The organism is Microbacterium aurantiacum (assembly GCF_002872075.1).
GTDB lineage: Bacteria > Actinomycetota > Actinomycetes > Actinomycetales > Microbacteriaceae > Microbacterium > Microbacterium aurantiacum_A.
The window spans coordinates 166,280-182,878 of sequence record NZ_PGGU01000029.1 but is presented as its reverse complement, the minus strand read 5'-3'; the positions used below and the strand labels follow the sequence as shown (position 1 = coordinate 182,878).

Here is a 16,599-nt window from a genome sequence, read left to right as displayed (position 1 = left end):
CGGACAATATCGACATGAATGAGCTGACGGTGCGGCTCAGCTCAATCGACGCTGAGGCCGGAGAGGCACTCGCGGTCATCGCGCACTTCGACTCCCTAGTCGCGTCCAGAGCCGGTCTCCAGTCGATAGTGCGCGGTGCAGCCTCACTGGCGAAGTGCCCGGTTCAACTCGTCGACCCTGGACGGAGGCTGACCGTCCGCGTCCTCGCCGACGGATTGGTCGCACAGCCGGGCGACCCCCCTGATGCCGAGTGGCCGTCAGAACCGGTGGGCTCCGATGGTGCGCGGATCTGGCTCGAGCGACCCGGACCCGCCGGCACAGTCGGCGCCATGATCCTGGAACGTGCAGCAGCTGCGGCACTCACTGTGGTGCAGCGCACCCGAGCGATATATCCAGCCGATGATCCTGCTCTTGTCGAGGTGATCCTCGATGCCGGCGCGGCCGAGGCCGACCGCGTCGTTGCCGCACGCCGGCTCGGACTGTCCGGTCCGGCCAGGGCGGCCTGCTTCGCCGACGGCTCAACTCTGCTGATCCCCGGTGGAGCTCCTTTCCCGCCCGACCGGCGGATGGGCGTGGGGCCATTGGTCGATGTTCTCGATCTGCCGGGATCGCACAGCGCGGCGCAGCTGGCTCTGCGCTTGACAGCGGAAGGGACAGAGCACGACCCGGGGCCCCGGGTCGTATACGCCGACGAGCTCGGCAGCGTAGCCATACTCATCCAGGCCGCCGACACATCGAAGACGGAAATGCCCGACTTGACCGCTCTGATGCGGGCTGGGGCAACGGCGCCCTGGATGTTCGCGACATGCGAAGCGATCTGCTGGTCTGAGAGTCTCCGAGCTGCCGCTCGTGCACTGCACCTCCACCACTCCACGTTGCAAGATCGGCTGGAGCAGGCCGAACGCGCACTTGGGTGGGACATTCGCGAACCCCATGGACGGCTCCGCCTTCAACTAGCCCTGCTCCTCAGGCGCGCATCCCGATCCCCCAGCCACCAGGCCGTCCGGGAAGGTGCACGGTAGCGACGGGCCTCACCGCAACGCTGCGAACACGACCGGCAAAGCGGGTTCGCGTCGATGAAGGCGCTCCTCGGATGGATTCGCGGCCGCCACCTCGCCGACCCCGGACACAAGGCGCGGCTCCGAGCGCGGCTGAAGACGTTCGACCCTAGCCGAAGCTCCGATCGAGAGCATCGCGCCTGAACTCGTGTACACAACCGAAGTGGACGGCTACGATGGCGCCGCAGTCCGTCGGGCGTGGTTCCGCAGACGGGATGTCGGCCACGGGAGCATGACCCGCATTTCCGGACACCTGAGTTGAGGCGATGATCGATGTTCTGCGGCGTCTGTGGATAACCGCGTTGGGCAGAAACGCCCCTTGCTGACGAGGGCAAGGTCGAACGCCGATACTCGACCAGAGGGCAACACCTGTGCGGGGTGGTGTCCCCCAGCGGCCTCCGACCATGCGCCGCCGCGGAATCATGCGGCGCGGTGCTCCTGCGGGTGCTGCACCCTGCAGGAGTGGGGTGAGGGTGGCGCACCGCAGGGGTCCCCCGGGGGTCCCCCAGGGGGACCCTTGAACGCCAAAAGCGTCTCCGCTGGAGGCGTGAGAGGGGAAGCGCCTGACGTGGGAATACTTGTGATGACCAGGACTTTTTGTGGCGGAGACGGAGGGATTTGAACCCTCGGTCCCCGTGAGGGGACTCCACCTTAGCAGGGTGATTTTCGCAGCGTTTCGATTCCACGTCCCCAGGCCTGATCAGCCCGGGAAAGTTGAACTTTAGTCCGATGATCAGGGATTCTCAGGATGCACGCGACGCACTTCGGAAACGCGTGGAGCTAGCTAAATCAGTATCCTCGCGACACCCGGGGACACCTGGGGGACACTTGGCCACTGCCCTGATCAGCACGCCTGTCGCGAATTCATGCCGGGCTCACCGCGGCCGCCAGCACGACGGTGAAGCCGTCGCCGCCTCGACAGCGCGAGACCCGCTAGGACCGCGGCGGGGTACGAAGTTCGGGTGCGGAACGCGTCAAGCCAGTCGCCATCTCCATCGAAACCTTCATGTTCGCCCCGGGAGAATGCCGAGTCGGGCGAAGTCGAGGAGCGATTTTCTCACCCCAGCGGCGGATGCTCAGCTCACTTGCTCCATGTGTCGTAGATCCGACACCACCGCCGCGGTTCTCCATCGCGTCGCTACGACCACGCTGGAGGAGCAATCCGCATCGCTGCCCCGCGACCAGCTGCCGGCGCCATTGATAGTCGTAATTATGTCAGTTAAGGTGCCGGTCGCGCAGATGACGCACTTCGCACACAGCTCCCAATTCACGCCTGCAGCCGGGAGCGATCGTGAAGGAGGCGCGGCTGTTCGACCACAGCACGCTACGCACGCAGGGCGCGAGCAATGCGGTGACGAGCTGGTGGTGCCGTCCATCTACTGAGCGATCCGCGTCGGTCACTCACTCGGGAGCATTATCGTCAACCCCCTCGGTCCGCGCCAGCTGCGCGCATAAGGTCGCCGGATGATGAGCGATCAGAAGAATCAGCATGAAAACCCGGATCCGGTCGAGGCGGCTGACGCACCAGCGGGCGACACTCCCGACGACGTTCAGGAGCTTCTCGATGAGGAGACGACGGACGAGAACGGGAAGCCTCTAGAGAACCCGTCTGGAGGTTAGGTCATGAACTCGAACGGATCCGCACGGCGGGGTGAGAATGCTGCATCGGATGAATCCGCCGCGAGCGGAGGGGCGGAATCCCCGGAAGAGGGCGCTGCGGCCGAAGCCGCTGCGGAGGATGCCGTTGTCGAGGGCGATACACAGGACTGAGCTGATAGCCACGACGTCATACGAGGATTTCCGGACCGGGCCGCCTCGAATCGGGCATCGCATGTCGCTCGCGACGCCGCCCTGACGAGGAGCAGGATGAGGTTGACGCCTGGTAGCAGGCTGCCTGCGAGGGTTCCGGCAATCGATCCCGCTGTCATCGCGAAGCTGTTGTCTCGGCTGCGGGCGAACGCGACGAGCATCGTGAGGCAGCGCGCCCGTTGCGCGGCGATGCCGATAGGGGTACTTATGTCAGGTCGCCGTGATTCCTGAGGCAACAACCGCAGAGGCTCAGTCGTTGTACCTGCGAACGGCTTCGCGGATGCTGTCAGCGTGGGTGTAGATCTCGTCGATCTCCCCGATGGGATGCCGAGTTTCTACCTTCCCCTCGTCGAGCAGCCCGAGGTATCGTTGCTTGCCGTTGAAGTGGAGTCGGGCGATCGGCTTGCGGTTGTTGTCGTCGAGCAGTACCGCGAAGTAGCTCTTCGCGTCGCGGTGGGTGATCCGTTGCGGCTTGACGTCGCCGCATGCGATCGCTTTGACGATCTGGTATCCCTCGAGCTCTTCGAGAGTCGTCTCGATCTCTGTGTCACGCTCGAGATCTGCGACTGCAACTTCGGCGCTGGTGGTGGCCGGCGGGGTAGCTGTGTGAGAAATGCCACTCACGCCGAGCGCGGTCTTGAGCCGGTCGTTTACTCTCTCAGTGAGGAACTGCTGGGCGGCTTTGCCCACAAGGGACGTGAACTGTTGACGGACCTTCTGCGTGTACGACCCTTCGTAGACTCGCGTTGCGAAAAACTTGATCCACTCGTCAGACGGCTCACGAAACTGCGCCGCGATCTCACGCTTGAGCGCTCCGATGTACTTGAGTTCCTCAGCCGCGCTGATGATCGATTCAAGGTCGAAGCTCTCCTTGCTGAGCTTCTGGATCTCAGGAATGAGCGTCTCATCGATGTCCAGCAGATCGAGGACGAGGAACGGCTTGGCGTCCATGCGATTGGGTGCATCGAGATCGGTGTAGAAGTGCCAGACCACGCCGTTCGTCAGCACGGCAATGCGCGCGTTCGTCACCGAGAAGTATCGGAAGAGCTGCGAGGCATGCTCGATCTTGAGAGAGCCCATCGACGGCTTGCACTCGATGAGGATCTGCACTTCGCCATCACGCATGATGGCGTAGTCGATTTTCTCTCCCTTCTTCGTCCCAACATCGGCCGTGAACTCCGGGACCACCTCGAGCGGGTCAAAGACGTCGTACCCAAGGATCGTCGAGATGAAGGGCATCACGAACGCGTTCTTCGTCGCCTCCTCGGTCCCAATGGCGGTCGCCTGATTCTTGACCTTGGTTGCGATGGAATCGAGACGCTCTGAGAACTCCACTACTGCTCCGTTCATCTTTGAACTCGTGCTGATCCAGACGATAGCGGAACATCAGTCGCGACGTGGGGATGGCAAGGCTCGGCCTCACGCGACCGCGGTAGCGATGGTCTGGATGACATCCATGGCGTGCAGGGCTGCAAGGTAGATGTAGAACGGGTCCATGGTCGAACTCGCCCCCTAGACCTAGGCTTCAGTTATGGCTGACCCCGACGACACATCGATCGAAGAACCATTGCAGGATGACATAACCTTCACGGAGGGCGACAATGAGATCCAAGACGTCGACCCAGACACAGAGGTCATCACCACGTCCTACGAGATCACTTCTTACGGTGCCGACTACGACGTGCACGGGCTCGTAAGGCGCATGAACCTCGAAGACATCGTCGTCCCGTCCTTCGATCCGGAGTATCAGGGCACAGGCGAGGTCCGCGCGTTCCAGCGAGCGTTCGTCTGGCGCCAGACCCAGATGAGCCGGTTCATCGAGAGCCTTCTCCTTGGGCTGCCGGTGCCTGGAATCTTCCTGGTACGGGATCGAGCGAACAAGCTACTCGTTCTTGACGGTCAGCAGCGACTTCGAACGCTTCGCATGTTCTACGACGGCATCGCCAATGACAAGAAGTTTCGCCTTACTAACGTCCAAGCTCCGTTCAATAATCTCTCGTACGACGATCTAGAACCGGAGGATCGACGCCGACTAGACGACAGCATCATCCATGCGACCGTCCTGCGGCAGGAGTCCGAGACTGGCGCGCAGAACGCCGTCTACTCGATCTACGAGCGTCTGAACACGGGAGGAAGCCCGCTCCAGCCTCAGGAAATCCGGATCGCCCTCTTCGCGGGCTCGTTCCTCGCCGGAATCAGCCGCCTTAACCAAGACCAGCACTGGCGCAACCTCTACGGTCCGCAGTCCCCCCGGTTCCGCGATCACGAGCTAATCCTCCGAATACTCGCCTTATACGAGAACCAGGCTGAGTACTACCGCCCTCTCAAGGCTTTCCTCAATGATTTTCTCGAAAAGCGACGGGAAGACGCCCTCACGCCAGACAGCGGCCTGGGCTTGCTTTTCGTCCGCGCCATGGAGCTGATCGACAATGGCCTTAGCAAACAGGCGTTCCGACCAGAGAGGGCGGTGAACGCCGCGTATGTCGACTCGATCACCATTGCCGTCATGCGGCGCCTCGCCTCAGGGGGTGACATCGATCCGTTGAAGTTTGCCGCTGCGTTTGCAGAACTGAAATCCGACGATGACTTCCGCATGGCAACGCTCTACGCCACATCATCGGAAGATTCAGTCGACACCCGGATCGACAAGGCGACCGCTTTCTTTGCAGGGGTCTAGCGGTGGCGGCAGGTACGCGACTGTATGGTCGCGGCGAGGTCCGTCGGCTAGAACAGGTATTGCAACGACGCATTGACATCATCGACGGGGCCAAGCTCGACGGGGAACTGAGCGCGAATTACGCGCGCTACCTCTGCGTCCTCGTAGCAGGGTTCGCGGAGCAGTCTCTGAAAGCACTTCTGACTGAGCATGCACGCACAAAGGCAAGCTCGTCTGTCCACCGTTACGTCGAACAGAACGTCAACCGAGTGTGGGGCATCAACCAGGTCAAGCTCAAGGATGCTCTCGACGGTTTCGACCTTAGCTGGTATCCGACTCTGACGAGCGGGATGGAGCAGGAGATCTCAAGTCTCCAGAGCGTTGGCAAACTGCGGGACAACATCTCGCATGGAAACGATGCTGGGATCACGCTCCTCACCATGAAGCAGTACAGCGCCGACGTGATCAAACTGATTCGCAAACTATGCGACATCCTGGACCCGATCTCGGCCTGACTCGACACTGGCAGTGGTCGAGACGCTGCTGAGAGCGGTGGGGATGATCCGGCCACGAGCTTTCGATGACACTGCCCTGGGTGTGACCCTGACACTCGTCTCGCAACCGTAGCCTTGCGAGGCGTCTCGCAAGGCTAGAGGCGAAGGAGAGAACGCGCCGTAATCCCGCGCCGATCAGATTCTCAGAACTACGTGTCGCAACCACTGGTTCACGAACCGGTACGCGAGGTTAGTTATGAGACAGGAAGGACGGCGTACATGACGAAGCTCATTGGATACGCGCGGGTGTCGACGCGGCAGCAGTCCACAGACCGGCAAGAGGCAGATCTGCTCGCCGCCGGCATACGTCGAGATGATCTCTACGTCGACCGAGGTGTCTCCGGTGCCCGCGCCTCGCGGCCACAGTTCGACCTCGCTCTCGCCGCGCTCGAGCCCGGTGACACGTTGATCATCACGACCCTCGACCGGCTCGGCCGCTCCACGCAGAACATGCTTGCGTTCGCGGACGAGCTCCGGAGCCGCGGCGCCGGCCTCCGGGTCCTCAACCTTGGCGGCGGCGACGTCGACACATCCACCCCGATGGGCTCGATGCTCTTCACCATCATGGCCGCGCTCGCTCAGATGGAGCACGAGATCAAACGCGAACGCGTCACCGATTCCATCGCTAAGCGACGGGCTGCCGGCCACGACCTCGGCGGCCGGCCACAACGGATCACCGACAGCCAGATCCGCAGCGCTGTCCATCTGGTCGAATCTGGCCAACCCGCCGCCCAGGTTGCTCGAGACCTCGGCATGTCTCGAGCGACGTTCTACCGACGATCTCGAGCCCTCGCCGACTGACCCCTTCACAGTCGAAACGTGACGCGTGAAAGCGACTGTGGCACTGGCACCCACGACGGCGCCGAAAACGGTGAAACCGATATTCCGGCGCGTTTTGGTTTCGGCAGGGGGTTTCGGCGGATCGCTTCTCGGCGTGTCGCGCTCCTGGCTGTCGGCGTCGACCAGCCTGTCGAAAACGATCGATTTCGGCTGCCCGTGATGCGCGGCGATTCCCATGACTTGGTTGCTGTGGCACCACTGGTGCTGGCAGCTCTGGGCTTCGTCTCGGGATCCCTCGGGAGCGAATTTGTCACAAGCAAACCACCGGGGCTTCTCGTCTCAGCGAGGAGCTCCGGTCGACCCGGAGTCGAGCGCGTGCTCGACCGGTTGGCGGTGCGTGGATCAGTGGCGATCGCCAGCGTGGTTGTCGTGGTCGTAACGCTCACGGCTTCCGGACTTGGCGAGGCCACGGCTGACCATATAGCCGACGGTGAGGATGGTGGCGTAGAGCCAGACCTGCGAGGCGCCGAATCCTTGACCGTCTTCGTTGTTGTCGACGACTGCGGAAGCGATGAACATCGCGATGAGTATGACAACGTATGCGATGAATTCTGTGGTCTTGAATGCCGCTTTGGTCTCCGTCGTGAGACGAGAGACACGCGAGTTCGAGTTGGAGTTGCTCATGAAAGATCTCCTTGCTGTGGTGGGGGACGTCTCGGGTGTGATGTCCCAACCAAGCCCCGAGATAATCATGCGGAACGCCACGGTGGAACCCCCTTGCGTTCCGTCGGTCGCGTCCGACTCCGTGCGGACGGCCATGTGTCCTCGCAGACTCCCGGGCGGTGTCCATGCAGTGGCGCGGGGAGTGTGGCCGTCCGGCTGCGGGGCGTGCGGGGAAGGCGCAAGGAGGTGGGCGGGACGCCCACAAGCGTGCGATGTAGGCGGGCCTAGATCTTTCGTATGGCCGAGCAAGATGGGCGGCTGGCAGACCACTCAACGAAGCCTGTTGAGGGCCGCCAGCCTTATTGAAGGCTGTTCCGGTGGGCCGCGTCCTCGCGCCTCTCCGACCCTCGTTCTCTCAACATAGGGGTGGCCGCTCAACCGGGTGCAGGGATTGACAGGATCCCGTGGGCGGGTTACGACGGCATGAGCGGTCGCGTCCCGACGCGGTGATCAGTCGAGGTGGAGGACCAGGTCGCCGGTCGCGTTCACCCTCTCCATCAACTCGGCGATGTGGGAGGGAGTGACCTGCGGGATAGTTTCGCCGTCAAAGTAGAACTGGAGCGGGATCGCGGGGTGGATCCATGCGCTGCACGTCCGACCGGGATCCCCACCGGGCGGATGCCAGGTCATCATGAAGCACTCCTGACGGCGGAGCTTGGTCCCCATCACGACCTTCAAATGTGCAAGCTCAGTGTCGTCGACCACGATCGGGGGGACCGTGCTGTCATAGCGGAGTTTTCCCATACCTCACGGTAGGCCCCAACCTCACGAACACCTAGATGCGATGCGAGCACAGCCCCCTCCCGGGCGGGCACCCGGTGTCAACCCCCTGTGCGCCTACTGCTTCTGCGGAGAGCGTGCACGTATGAAGCACGTAACGTACGGCGAAAAGGCCCACTTCCTCGGAAACGACGCAGCGGGGACGCTCCTGGAGTACGCGACCGCGCTCAGCAACGCCACCCATAGCGACACGGTCACGTTGATGGCCGTCGACGACCACGGCAACACGGTCGAAGCTTCCTTCCTCCTCACCCCCAGCACCGTCATGCTCGTGGAGAGCTCCTCCAGCGACATGACCGAACCCGATAACACGACAGCCATCGAGCACATGCGTGAGCGAATCGATCAATTACGCAACCCGCCCGCAATCCGACCCGAAGACCTTCCGGTTACTTTCGACGGTCAGGACCAGTCGGGTCTGAACTAACAGTCGAGACCAACTGTCGTCAACGCCGAACGAAGCAACCGAAAGCCCGTGCCCTAACGCGGTTTGGGGCGGTAACTCGAAGCCGCACCAAGACACGAGTCCGGTCGCCCAGCCCGGTCGTCTGCAACGACCAGGCTGGGCTGCCGCTACTTCATTCGGGTGGGGCGTCGATGATCTCGTCCACGAGGGCTATGCCACCGCTACTGTTCGCGGAGTGCATCAGGCTCTCAATCCACTTCGCGTTCAACTGCGGTGCCTCAGCGTCATCGAACGTAAACCGCAACGGGATCGACGGGTGCAGCCAAATCGTGGAGCGCCCGACGGGATCACCGTCCGCGTGCTTCCAGGAGAGGGTGAAGCTCTCGTTGCGTCGCAGCTTGGTGGCGATGACGACCTTCAGGTGTGCGAGCGCCCGGTCCTCGATATGAATCGAGTCATCACTGCCGCCGTACTGGATTGATCCCATGACAAAACCCTAGCTGTGCGCCCCCTGCCCGCCGGACCCGCTCACCACCATGCGCGAAGGCGGGTTGCCATAGGGCGCGGTGCGCACGCAAGCCCGTTTCCCCTCGGACACAGATGAGTAGAGTCCTGACATGGGTGAGATGGAAACGATGGTGCAGACCGAAGTGATGATCGACGGGGAGAGCAGTGTGCTCGCGCAGGATCAGGACCTCGATGATCTTCGGCGACGCATTGAAGAAGCGACCGCGACCACCGGGCGCTTCGTCGACTTCGTCGTGGTCGGGAACCGGACCGTGATCGCGTTAGTGACGCCGAGGACCCGAGTGGTCTTCAGGGTGTCGACCGTGCAGTTCGACCCCCGCGACACCGGAGACGTCGATTTCCCCTACGGCGGACACTACGACCTCCTCTGACCCGACGCGTCCCCGCCTCGGCATTACACGCCTCGCGGAAGCCGTCCCCCTGTTGACAACTGGGGACCACAGCGGACCAGAACGTGCCACACTGTCAATACCACCAGCGATCACTTCGATCGCGCCTCTTGGCACGGGTTCCGTGGCGAACAGAGGTCGTCCAACATGGGCAAGTTCATCTATGAAGGCTCCGTCAAAACAGAGATCGAGGATCGGGCGCTCACCCACCTTCAACTCGTGATGACGGCGAAGCTCCGACGGGGAGAACCGTTCGGGTTCACCTGGAGAGAAGACATAAGCATCGGCGGCGGACGCACCACCGTGTGGGTTCACGGCGGCAGCTCGCTCGTGTTCAAGTACTCCGGCAGCCGGCAACCCGCAATCAACCGCCACTGGGTCGACGCGTTGGCATTCACCTCCAACGCACCCAGCGGACTCTACCTCGTCCCCGAACCGACAGACGTAGCCGCGGCGGAACACGAACGACTCTCCGTACCCGTCTAACATCTCGCCAAACACACACCGAACCCAGCTGCGGCGAGCGTCTCCGGCACTCGTCCTTGACGCTTCCAGGGCGCACCAATCGGAAACGATCGTTTCGGCAGCGGATCGTTCTACGTTCGCCTCACTACAGACGGCCGAGCAGCCCGACAAATTCGTCGGCCATGGCGAGCTGTTCGGTGAGCTTCTCGCGTCGGAGCGCGGCGGCCTCTCGGATGTCATCGAGACGGGCGCGCAGCAGAGCGTCATTAGGGGTGACGGCGAGTGCGTCGACGACGTCCAGCAGCTCGCGCATCTCATCGAGGGTGTATCCGAGTGGTTTCATCCGTCGGATGAGCAACAGCCGCTCAACGTCTTCTTCCGTGTAGAGCCGGAAGTTACCCTCGGTGCGCGCGGATGGCGCCACGAGCCCTGCGTCCTCCCAGTGTCGGAGTGTGCGCAGGGACAGGGACGTGCGCTCGGTAACCTCACCGATGCGCATGGTTTCGTCGTTGGCCACAATCCAACCTTCTGTCGATTTCCTCACAACACTCACGTTACGTTAGAGTCGGGATCGGCGCGGCTCTCGCGCTCGAACCCCCTATCTTCCCGCGTCGGACTGATCGACGCCGGCGCGCCGCTGCGCGCCCCCACTCGTTATCCCCGCTCTCACGAGAGAGCCCAACACTCGGAGGGCACATGACTGCCGTCACCCCCACCCGCGATGCCGCGTCCCGCTACCGCATCGAACCCACAGTCATGCAGGCGCTGCGCAACCCGCGCCTGCTCACCCGCGAAGTCCTCGCCGGCCTCGTCGTCGCCCTCGCACTGATCCCGGAAGCCATCGCATTCTCGATCATCGCCGGCGTCGACCCCCGCGTCGGCCTGTTCTCGTCGTTCATCATGGCCGTCGCGATCGCGTTCCTCGGCGGCCGCCCCGCGATGATCACCGCCGCCACCGGAGCGATCGCACTCGTCATCGCCCCCGTCGCCCGCGAATACGGCATGGACTACTTCATCGCCACCGTCCTACTCGGCGGAGTCATCCAGGTCATCCTCGCGCTGCTCGGTGTTGCCAAGCTCATGCGGTTCATCCCCCGCTCGGTGATGGTCGGATTCGTGAATGCACTGGCGATCCTCATCTTTACCTCGCAGTTCCCGCAGCTCATCGGCGTCCCCTGGCTCGTCTACCCGCTCGTCGCCGTCGGCCTGCTGGTGATGTATCTCATGCCTAGACTGACGAAAGTGATCCCCGCACCCCTGGTCGCAATCGTTCTGCTCACGGCAGCGGTGGTCGTGTTCGCCTGGAACGTCCCCAATGTCGGAGACCAGGGCGAACTGCCGCAGAGCCTGCCGGAGCTGTTCATCCCGAACGTGCCCCTCAATCTCGAAACGCTGCAGATCATCGCCCCGTACGCCCTCGCAATGGCCGTCGTCGGATTGCTCGAATCGCTCATGACCGCGAAGCTCGTCGATGACATCACCGACACGCACTCACGCAAGACCCGCGAAGCTCTCGGCCAGGGTGCAGCCAACGTACTCTCCGGTGCCTTCGGCGGCATGGGCGGCTGCGCGATGATCGGCCAGACGATGATCAACGTCAAGGCATCCGGTGCGCGCACCCGCATCTCGACCTTCCTCGCCGGCGTGTTCCTTCTCGTACTGATCCTCACCCTCGGAGACGTCGTCGCAATCATCCCCATGGCCGCCCTCGTCGCTGTGATGATCCTCGTGTCGATCGCCACGTTCGACTGGCACAGCGTCCGCCTCAGCACCCTCAAGCGGATGCCGAAGAGCGAGACCGCTGTCATGCTCATCACCGTCATCGCCACCGTCTGGACCCACAACCTCGCCGTGGGAGTCATCCTCGGCGTCGTCGCCGCGATGATCATGTTCGCCCGTCGCGTCGCTCACTTCGTCACCGTCACCCGCACCATCGACGACACCGGCACAACAGCGCACTACGCCGTCAACGGCGAACTGTTCTTCGCATCCAGCAACGACCTGACCACCCAGTTCGAATACGCAGACGACCCTGACACCGTGGTGATCGACATGAGCCGATCCCACGTCTGGGACGCCTCCACCGTCGCCGCACTCGACGCGATCGTCACCAAGTACGACAACCACGGCAAAACCGTCACCATCGTCGGCCTCAACGACACCGCCGCGGCCCTCCACGCTCGCCTGACCGGAAACCTCGGCGCCGGCCACTGACGATCAGGACCACAACCCGAATGCCAGACGAGCGCCGAAAACCCCTGCCGTAACGGGGTTTCGGGGCACGTTAGCGGAGGCCCTTTTGAGACGTGAAACTCGACCGGTTCAGAAACGATCGTTTCAGGCGGGACGTGGCCACGCCGGATTGGTGCACTTACACTGCCGTTAAGCGGCGCCCGGACGCGGCGTCTCGCACCGATACCCTCGATATATGCCGGAAGATCTCGAACTTGAACGTGTGCGCTCTGTCTCATCATCAGATTCGGGCGCGCCGGGCACCCGATTCTTTCAAGGTGCCACGATCAGCGTCCGACCAATAGCGCTCGCTTACCGGCTCATTACAATCGCTCTGATCGCCACGGGCCTGATTCGCATCATCGGGATCTTCTCCGGCACTCCCGAGTGGAACAGCCTCCTCTTCTACACCGTGCTGAGCAACATCCTCTGCCTGGTCTGGATGGTGCTGCTCAGCATCCGCACCATCCAAGACCTGAAGCGCGACGGGGCGAGAGGCACCTCGACACCGTCCCCAAGGTGGAGCGGCGCGGTCATGATGGCCATTACGGTCACTCTGCTCATCTACCTCGTCATCCTGGTGCCGTTCGCCTTCCAACAGGCCGGCGACTACGTCCCCTTCTCCTTCACCGACAACCTCATCCACATCATCACGCCATGCTTGCTCATCGGCGACTGGTTGCTCTTCGTCCACAAAGGAGCCTTCCGCTGGATCGACCCTCTGCTCTGGACCCTGATCCCCTACGCCTACCTCGTGTTCGGCTTCACCTTCGGTGCCCTCGGCGGCGAGTTCAGACCGGGACAGAAGTACCCGTACCCGTTCATGAACCTCGACACCTTGGGGCTCGGCGGCGTGGCACTATGGATCCTCAGCTTGAGCGTCGCACTCATCGGTGTTGGCTACGTTTATGTGGCGATAGATCGAGGGTTGAGCCGCCTGTCACCATCCCGATAAGACGCCTCGTTCCGGGCAACGTGGTCCTGGACCGGAGGACGAGGACAACGAAACGAAGCCCGAAAGTTTTTGCCACATGAAGGTTCCGAGGATGGTCTGCGGCAACCGTCTCAGGGCGCGAGGCGCGATGCGCCAGTATCGATGGGTTATGAGATGTTGGTAGCTTTCCAGCCGACCTCACCGGACGGGCGCCGTCACATTCCACCTCCGGCAAGAAGGTGCGCAAGGACATCGGGAGTCGCCTGAGCACTGCAGCGCGGCACGCTCAGCGGCCGATCCGAGGAGGGTCATTCCTCTTCTGAAAGACGTGTGGCCTCTTTGTCCTGAGGCGCTCCACGATTGCGATCTCCTCCCGCGGTGGCCGCAGACTCATGCGCGTCAGACGCCGACACGATCGGATGAGACCGTGATGCGGGTAATCACGGGGGAGCCAAGGCCGCGCCTGCCGCATCTGACTACAGGAACTGGCTTGATCTCCCTGTCGATCGCGCGGAGCGGCTCGGGTCGCGTGGCAACGGTCCGAGAGCAAGGGACGGTGCGGGAAAATATCCCGCACCGTCGAGTCGCCACCAGAACCCTGAGCATTAGCGGCGGGGCGCTCTCCATGTCAGTCTCAGAATACGCCCAAGCGGCTCAAAATTCAGCCCGGTCCCTCTCGGTAACCGGCAGCGCCAAACGCCGACTCGCACGGCGAACCGGCACACGATCTGCAGCGCGCTCGACATAGGAGCTGTGCGTGCACCTGTCCGTCGCAGGAGATTTTTGTCAACTGCGAACCCTGCGCGGATCGCAGTGCAGACCACAAAAGACGTCGCACGAGATAGGAGAGCGCGATGAGCGCGGACCACACCAGGGACTCGCCCCGGTTGTTCCTTTCCGAGGAAGAGGCGGCAGCGCAGCTCGGCATCCACCGCACCACGCTGCGTGCGTTGGCCCTGGATGGCCGCTCCCCTATCGAGCCAGTTAATCTAACCGCGCATAAGCGGATCTACCGCCTCCGCGATCTCGAACGGCTGGGCGGGGTAGTGGAGTGAGCATCGAGATTCGTCGGACTAAGGCCGGAAAGGCCTACTACTTCGTTCGCGTCAAGTCCGGTCGCCGGTTGGTGGCATCCAAGGCGTTCGATATCAAGCGAGACGCAGAGATCTGGGAACGGACACAGAAGTACCTCGTCGAGACAGGTCGCCCTTTGCCTCCTCCTCGGACCTTCACGCTCGGAAAGCTTGTGACACAATTCAAGATTGCACGCGCGGGCGGGAACCCGCACAGTGTCGATACCGACGTGAACAACCTGAACGCGCTGCCAGCGGACCTGCTCGATCGCCCGCTCGCTTCGATCGATGCCCGCGACATCCGCGCCCATCTGCTCGACCAACTGCGCGCCGGAAAGATGCCATCCACCGTCGCGCGGGCAAAGACCACGCTGAGCGCCCTATTCACCTTCGCCGCTGCCGAAGGCCTTCTGCATCAACAGCATCCCGTGCGCACCATGGCGCGAATCCCCGAGCTCGGAGCACCCGCGCTCCGTCCCGTCAGCCCCCATTCCATCCCCACGCCGCGAATCGTTGCATCGGCTCTCACCGATCTCCGGCGGCGCCGCTCGGACATCGCTGACGTCTTCGAGTTCCTATCGCTTACTGGACTGCGCTGGGGTGAGCTTCGCGCCCTCCGCACGGATGCGCTGTCTGACGTTCCATTCCCACAGTTGATCGTTGAGCGCTCACACTCCGACCGGTACGAGGAGAAGGAGCCGAAATCCTGGCGCGGCACACGTCTGATCCCACTTTCCCCTCGAGCTGTGGCCATCTTCCGCGCCCACGCCCACGGAAAGCGACCCGAGGCCTACCTGTTCACCAACCGCCGAGGTGAGCAGCTCAGCGTCGGCGTCGTCCGAAAGTTCCCACTCGGCTTCCGCCGGCACGCCCTGCGCCACTACGCAGCATCCACCTGGCTACGGCTGGGGACACCCGTGAACGAAGTGGCCGAATACCTCGGCGACGACCCCCGCACAGTGCTTGCGGTGTACGCGCACGTACTCGGAGACGACCAGCGTCGTACGCACCTGCGACGCCTCACGGTGGCCGAGGGCCAGCCCTTCGAACACCGTGCGCGACGCTCCCCCGATGATCGCCTTTCGGGGCTCGGCACCTGACGCTCCCCCGCCCGGCAATCAGACGCGGAGTTGCCCAAATCGGTGGGGGGACACCTGGGGGACACCTGACGGTCGAGACGCGGTAATCACGCCAGATTGATCCCACCCTCCTGGAACCAAGAAATCCCCGCCAGAGCGGGGATTTCAGTCGGCGGAGACGAGGGGATTTGAACCCCTGGACCCCTTGCGAGGTCTCCACCTTAGCAGGGTGGTGCACTAGGCCGGACTATGCGACGTCTCCAAGCATCCGACCCGAAAGCACGGATGCACCTTGCCATCATAACGGGTCGTTCCGGCCGTGACGAATCAGTGCGGAATGTATGCCTCAGGCCTCAAGGAGGCGGGCGGTCGCGGTGGCCATGTGGACGGCCATGGCGGATGCCGCGGCATCCGGATCCCCGGCGCGCACCGCCGCCGATACGGCCTCGTGCTCCGTGACGGCCCGCTCGGCGTGCTCCTGATCGTGCACCGCACGGTCGGCGTACACCTGCAGCAGTGAGCGCACCACGTGCACGTGATCGGTCAGCGTCTCATTGCCGGCGGCTTCGGCGAGCACGCGATGGAACTCCAGGTCGGCCTTGGCGAAAGCGGCGAGGTCGCCGACGCTCTCGCGCATCCGCGAGACGCTGCTCTCGAGGCGGTCGACGGTCGCGGCATCCGCGCGGGTTGCCGCCAGTCGGGCGACGAAGATCTCGAGCCCCTCGCGCAGTTCGAGCAGTTGCGCGGTGTTGCGCTCGCCGATCAGCAGCCCCCAGCGCAGGGTCTGCGGCAGCAGCTCGCTCGCGGTTCCGCGGAGGTAGGTTCCCGACCCCGGCCGCACGTCGACGATGCCGAGGATCTCCAATGCGGCGAGCGCCTCGCGCACGGCGGAGCGACCCACGCCGAGCGCGGCGGACAACTGCCGCTCGGGCGGGAGTCGCGTCCCGGGAGCGATCGACCCGCCGGTGAAGAGGTCGAGCAGGCGCCGCGCCACCTCCGACGCCGGCGTCCCCGAGGGCATCGACGACAGTGCAGCGGTGATGTCGTCGACCGGTTCGCCGGGAAAAGCAGGCATGCATGCCAACTTACCGGCCGCGAATATCGGTTCCGACTTGAAATTGGTCAACCGGTTC

18 protein-coding genes and 2 tRNA genes are annotated in these 16,599 nt (G+C 63.1%); 12 read left to right on the top strand and 8 right to left on the bottom strand.

Going from position 1 to position 16,599, the window contains the following annotated elements:
- Positions 1-14: 14 nt before the first annotated feature.
- On the top strand, positions 15-1,022 hold the full coding sequence (locus tag CUR96_RS18890; protein WP_102194679.1) for a helix-turn-helix domain-containing protein: 1,008 nt from the start codon (positions 15-17) through the stop codon (positions 1,020-1,022).
- Positions 1,023-1,658: 636 nt separating this feature from the next.
- On the opposite strand, the gene CUR96_RS17880 is transcribed toward CUR96_RS18890, so the two are convergent.
- Positions 1,659-1,750 (bottom strand) — tRNA-OTHER (locus tag CUR96_RS17880).
- Positions 1,751-2,522: 772 nt separating this feature from the next.
- Here CUR96_RS17880 and CUR96_RS18665 point away from each other — a divergent pair.
- Positions 2,523-2,678 (top strand): hypothetical protein, encoded by a 156-nt coding sequence (locus CUR96_RS18665; protein WP_180969104.1) that lies wholly within the window; start codon positions 2,523-2,525, stop codon positions 2,676-2,678.
- A gap of 438 nt (positions 2,679-3,116) precedes the next feature.
- On the opposite strand, the gene CUR96_RS17875 is transcribed toward CUR96_RS18665, so the two are convergent.
- Positions 3,117-4,202 carry a type I restriction endonuclease gene (locus tag CUR96_RS17875; protein ID WP_102194678.1) on the bottom strand — a complete coding sequence of 362 codons (1,086 nt, stop codon included), beginning with the start codon at positions 4,200-4,202 and terminating at the stop codon, positions 3,117-3,119.
- 196 nt (positions 4,203-4,398) lie between these two features.
- Between CUR96_RS17875 and CUR96_RS17870 the strand changes: the two genes are divergently transcribed.
- From CUR96_RS17870 to CUR96_RS17860, 3 genes are all read left to right on the top strand, one after another.
- Positions 4,399-5,544: a DUF262 domain-containing protein gene (locus tag CUR96_RS17870; protein ID WP_102194677.1), complete on the top strand. Its 1,146-nt coding sequence runs from the start codon at positions 4,399-4,401 to the stop codon at positions 5,542-5,544.
- 2 nt (positions 5,545-5,546) lie between these two features.
- The gene (locus CUR96_RS17865) at positions 5,547-6,038 is read left to right on the top strand and encodes a HEPN domain-containing protein (protein ID WP_102194676.1); all 492 of its coding nucleotides are present in this window, start codon (positions 5,547-5,549) and stop codon (positions 6,036-6,038) included.
- Between the two features lie 258 nt (positions 6,039-6,296).
- Positions 6,297-6,878 (top strand): recombinase family protein, encoded by a 582-nt coding sequence (locus CUR96_RS17860; protein ID WP_102194675.1) that lies wholly within the window; start codon positions 6,297-6,299, stop codon positions 6,876-6,878.
- 381 nt (positions 6,879-7,259) lie between these two features.
- Here the strand turns inward: CUR96_RS17860 and CUR96_RS17855 are convergent, their stop codons facing one another.
- Both CUR96_RS17855 and CUR96_RS17850 read right to left on the bottom strand, forming a co-directional pair.
- A complete protein-coding gene (locus CUR96_RS17855; protein WP_102194674.1) occupies positions 7,260-7,541 on the bottom strand; it encodes a hypothetical protein in 282 nt (93 codons plus the stop codon).
- 489 nt (positions 7,542-8,030) lie between these two features.
- Positions 8,031-8,246 (bottom strand): hypothetical protein, encoded by a 216-nt coding sequence (locus CUR96_RS17850; RefSeq protein ID WP_245861472.1) that lies wholly within the window; start codon positions 8,244-8,246, stop codon positions 8,031-8,033.
- A 199-nt stretch (positions 8,247-8,445) separates the two neighbouring features.
- Between CUR96_RS17850 and CUR96_RS17845 the strand changes: the two genes are divergently transcribed.
- Positions 8,446-8,787, top strand: a complete 342-nt coding sequence (locus CUR96_RS17845; RefSeq protein WP_102194672.1) for a hypothetical protein — start codon at positions 8,446-8,448, stop codon at positions 8,785-8,787.
- A gap of 151 nt (positions 8,788-8,938) precedes the next feature.
- Here CUR96_RS17845 and CUR96_RS17840 read toward each other — a convergent pair whose 3' ends face one another.
- On the bottom strand, positions 8,939-9,253 hold the full coding sequence (locus CUR96_RS17840; protein WP_102194671.1) for a hypothetical protein: 315 nt from the start codon (positions 9,251-9,253) through the stop codon (positions 8,939-8,941).
- Positions 9,254-9,383: 130 nt separating this feature from the next.
- On the opposite strand from CUR96_RS17840, the gene CUR96_RS17835 reads away from it, so the two are divergent.
- Positions 9,384-9,665 (top strand): hypothetical protein, encoded by a 282-nt coding sequence (locus tag CUR96_RS17835; protein WP_245861470.1) that lies wholly within the window; start codon positions 9,384-9,386, stop codon positions 9,663-9,665.
- 165 nt (positions 9,666-9,830) lie between these two features.
- Entirely contained in the window at positions 9,831-10,169 is a 339-nt protein-coding gene (locus tag CUR96_RS17830; RefSeq protein ID WP_102194670.1) for an ATP-dependent DNA ligase, read from the top strand.
- A gap of 124 nt (positions 10,170-10,293) precedes the next feature.
- Here CUR96_RS17830 and CUR96_RS17825 read toward each other — a convergent pair whose 3' ends face one another.
- Positions 10,294-10,647 (bottom strand): MerR family transcriptional regulator, encoded by a 354-nt coding sequence (locus tag CUR96_RS17825; RefSeq protein ID WP_102194789.1) that lies wholly within the window; start codon positions 10,645-10,647, stop codon positions 10,294-10,296.
- A gap of 197 nt (positions 10,648-10,844) precedes the next feature.
- Here CUR96_RS17825 and CUR96_RS17820 point away from each other — a divergent pair, with 197 nt between their 5' ends.
- The 4 genes from CUR96_RS17820 to CUR96_RS17805 all read left to right on the top strand — a co-directional run bounded on the left by CUR96_RS17820 (position 10,845) and on the right by CUR96_RS17805 (position 15,487).
- Positions 10,845-12,362: a SulP family inorganic anion transporter gene (locus CUR96_RS17820; protein WP_102194669.1), complete on the top strand. Its 1,518-nt coding sequence runs from the start codon at positions 10,845-10,847 to the stop codon at positions 12,360-12,362.
- A gap of 214 nt (positions 12,363-12,576) precedes the next feature.
- Positions 12,577-13,335, top strand: a complete 759-nt coding sequence (locus CUR96_RS17815) for a Pr6Pr family membrane protein (protein WP_102194668.1) — start codon at positions 12,577-12,579, stop codon at positions 13,333-13,335.
- An 833-nt stretch (positions 13,336-14,168) separates the two neighbouring features.
- Positions 14,169-14,369: a hypothetical protein gene (locus CUR96_RS17810; RefSeq protein WP_102194667.1), complete on the top strand. Its 201-nt coding sequence runs from the start codon at positions 14,169-14,171 to the stop codon at positions 14,367-14,369.
- Entirely contained in the window at positions 14,366-15,487 is a 1,122-nt protein-coding gene (locus tag CUR96_RS17805; protein WP_102194666.1) for a tyrosine-type recombinase/integrase, read from the top strand. The genes CUR96_RS17810 and CUR96_RS17805 overlap by 4 nt, the downstream gene beginning before the upstream one ends.
- Positions 15,488-15,639: 152 nt before the next feature.
- On the opposite strand, the gene CUR96_RS17800 is transcribed toward CUR96_RS17805, so the two are convergent.
- A tRNA-Ser gene (locus CUR96_RS17800) sits at positions 15,640-15,728 on the bottom strand.
- A gap of 84 nt (positions 15,729-15,812) precedes the next feature.
- Entirely contained in the window at positions 15,813-16,541 is a 729-nt protein-coding gene (locus tag CUR96_RS17795; RefSeq protein ID WP_102194665.1) for a FadR/GntR family transcriptional regulator, read from the bottom strand.
- Positions 16,542-16,599: the final 58 nt, after the last annotated feature.

Coding starts and splice junctions, on each gene's coding strand:
- CUR96_RS18890 (WP_102194679.1), top strand. CDS start 15: ATGAATGAGCTGACGGTGCGGCTCAGCTCAATCGACGCTGAGGCCGGA.
- CUR96_RS18665 (WP_180969104.1), top strand. CDS start 2,523: ATGATGAGCGATCAGAAGAATCAGCATGAAAACCCGGATCCGGTCGAG.
- CUR96_RS17870 (WP_102194677.1), top strand. CDS start 4,399: ATGGCTGACCCCGACGACACATCGATCGAAGAACCATTGCAGGATGAC.
- CUR96_RS17860 (WP_102194675.1), top strand. CDS start 6,297: ATGACGAAGCTCATTGGATACGCGCGGGTGTCGACGCGGCAGCAGTCC.
- CUR96_RS17855 (WP_102194674.1), bottom strand. CDS start 7,541: ATGAGCAACTCCAACTCGAACTCGCGTGTCTCTCGTCTCACGACGGAG.
- CUR96_RS17850 (WP_245861472.1), bottom strand. CDS start 8,246: ATGGGGACCAAGCTCCGCCGTCAGGAGTGCTTCATGATGACCTGGCAT.
- CUR96_RS17845 (WP_102194672.1), top strand. CDS start 8,446: ATGAAGCACGTAACGTACGGCGAAAAGGCCCACTTCCTCGGAAACGAC.
- CUR96_RS17840 (WP_102194671.1), bottom strand. CDS start 9,253: ATGGGATCAATCCAGTACGGCGGCAGTGATGACTCGATTCATATCGAG.
- CUR96_RS17835 (WP_245861470.1), top strand. CDS start 9,384: ATGGGTGAGATGGAAACGATGGTGCAGACCGAAGTGATGATCGACGGG.
- CUR96_RS17830 (WP_102194670.1), top strand. CDS start 9,831: ATGGGCAAGTTCATCTATGAAGGCTCCGTCAAAACAGAGATCGAGGAT.
- CUR96_RS17825 (WP_102194789.1), bottom strand. CDS start 10,647: ATGCGCATCGGTGAGGTTACCGAGCGCACGTCCCTGTCCCTGCGCACA.
- CUR96_RS17820 (WP_102194669.1), top strand. CDS start 10,845: ATGACTGCCGTCACCCCCACCCGCGATGCCGCGTCCCGCTACCGCATC.
- CUR96_RS17815 (WP_102194668.1), top strand. CDS start 12,577: ATGCCGGAAGATCTCGAACTTGAACGTGTGCGCTCTGTCTCATCATCA.
- CUR96_RS17810 (WP_102194667.1), top strand. CDS start 14,169: ATGAGCGCGGACCACACCAGGGACTCGCCCCGGTTGTTCCTTTCCGAG.
- CUR96_RS17795 (WP_102194665.1), bottom strand. CDS start 16,541: ATGCCTGCTTTTCCCGGCGAACCGGTCGACGACATCACCGCTGCACTG.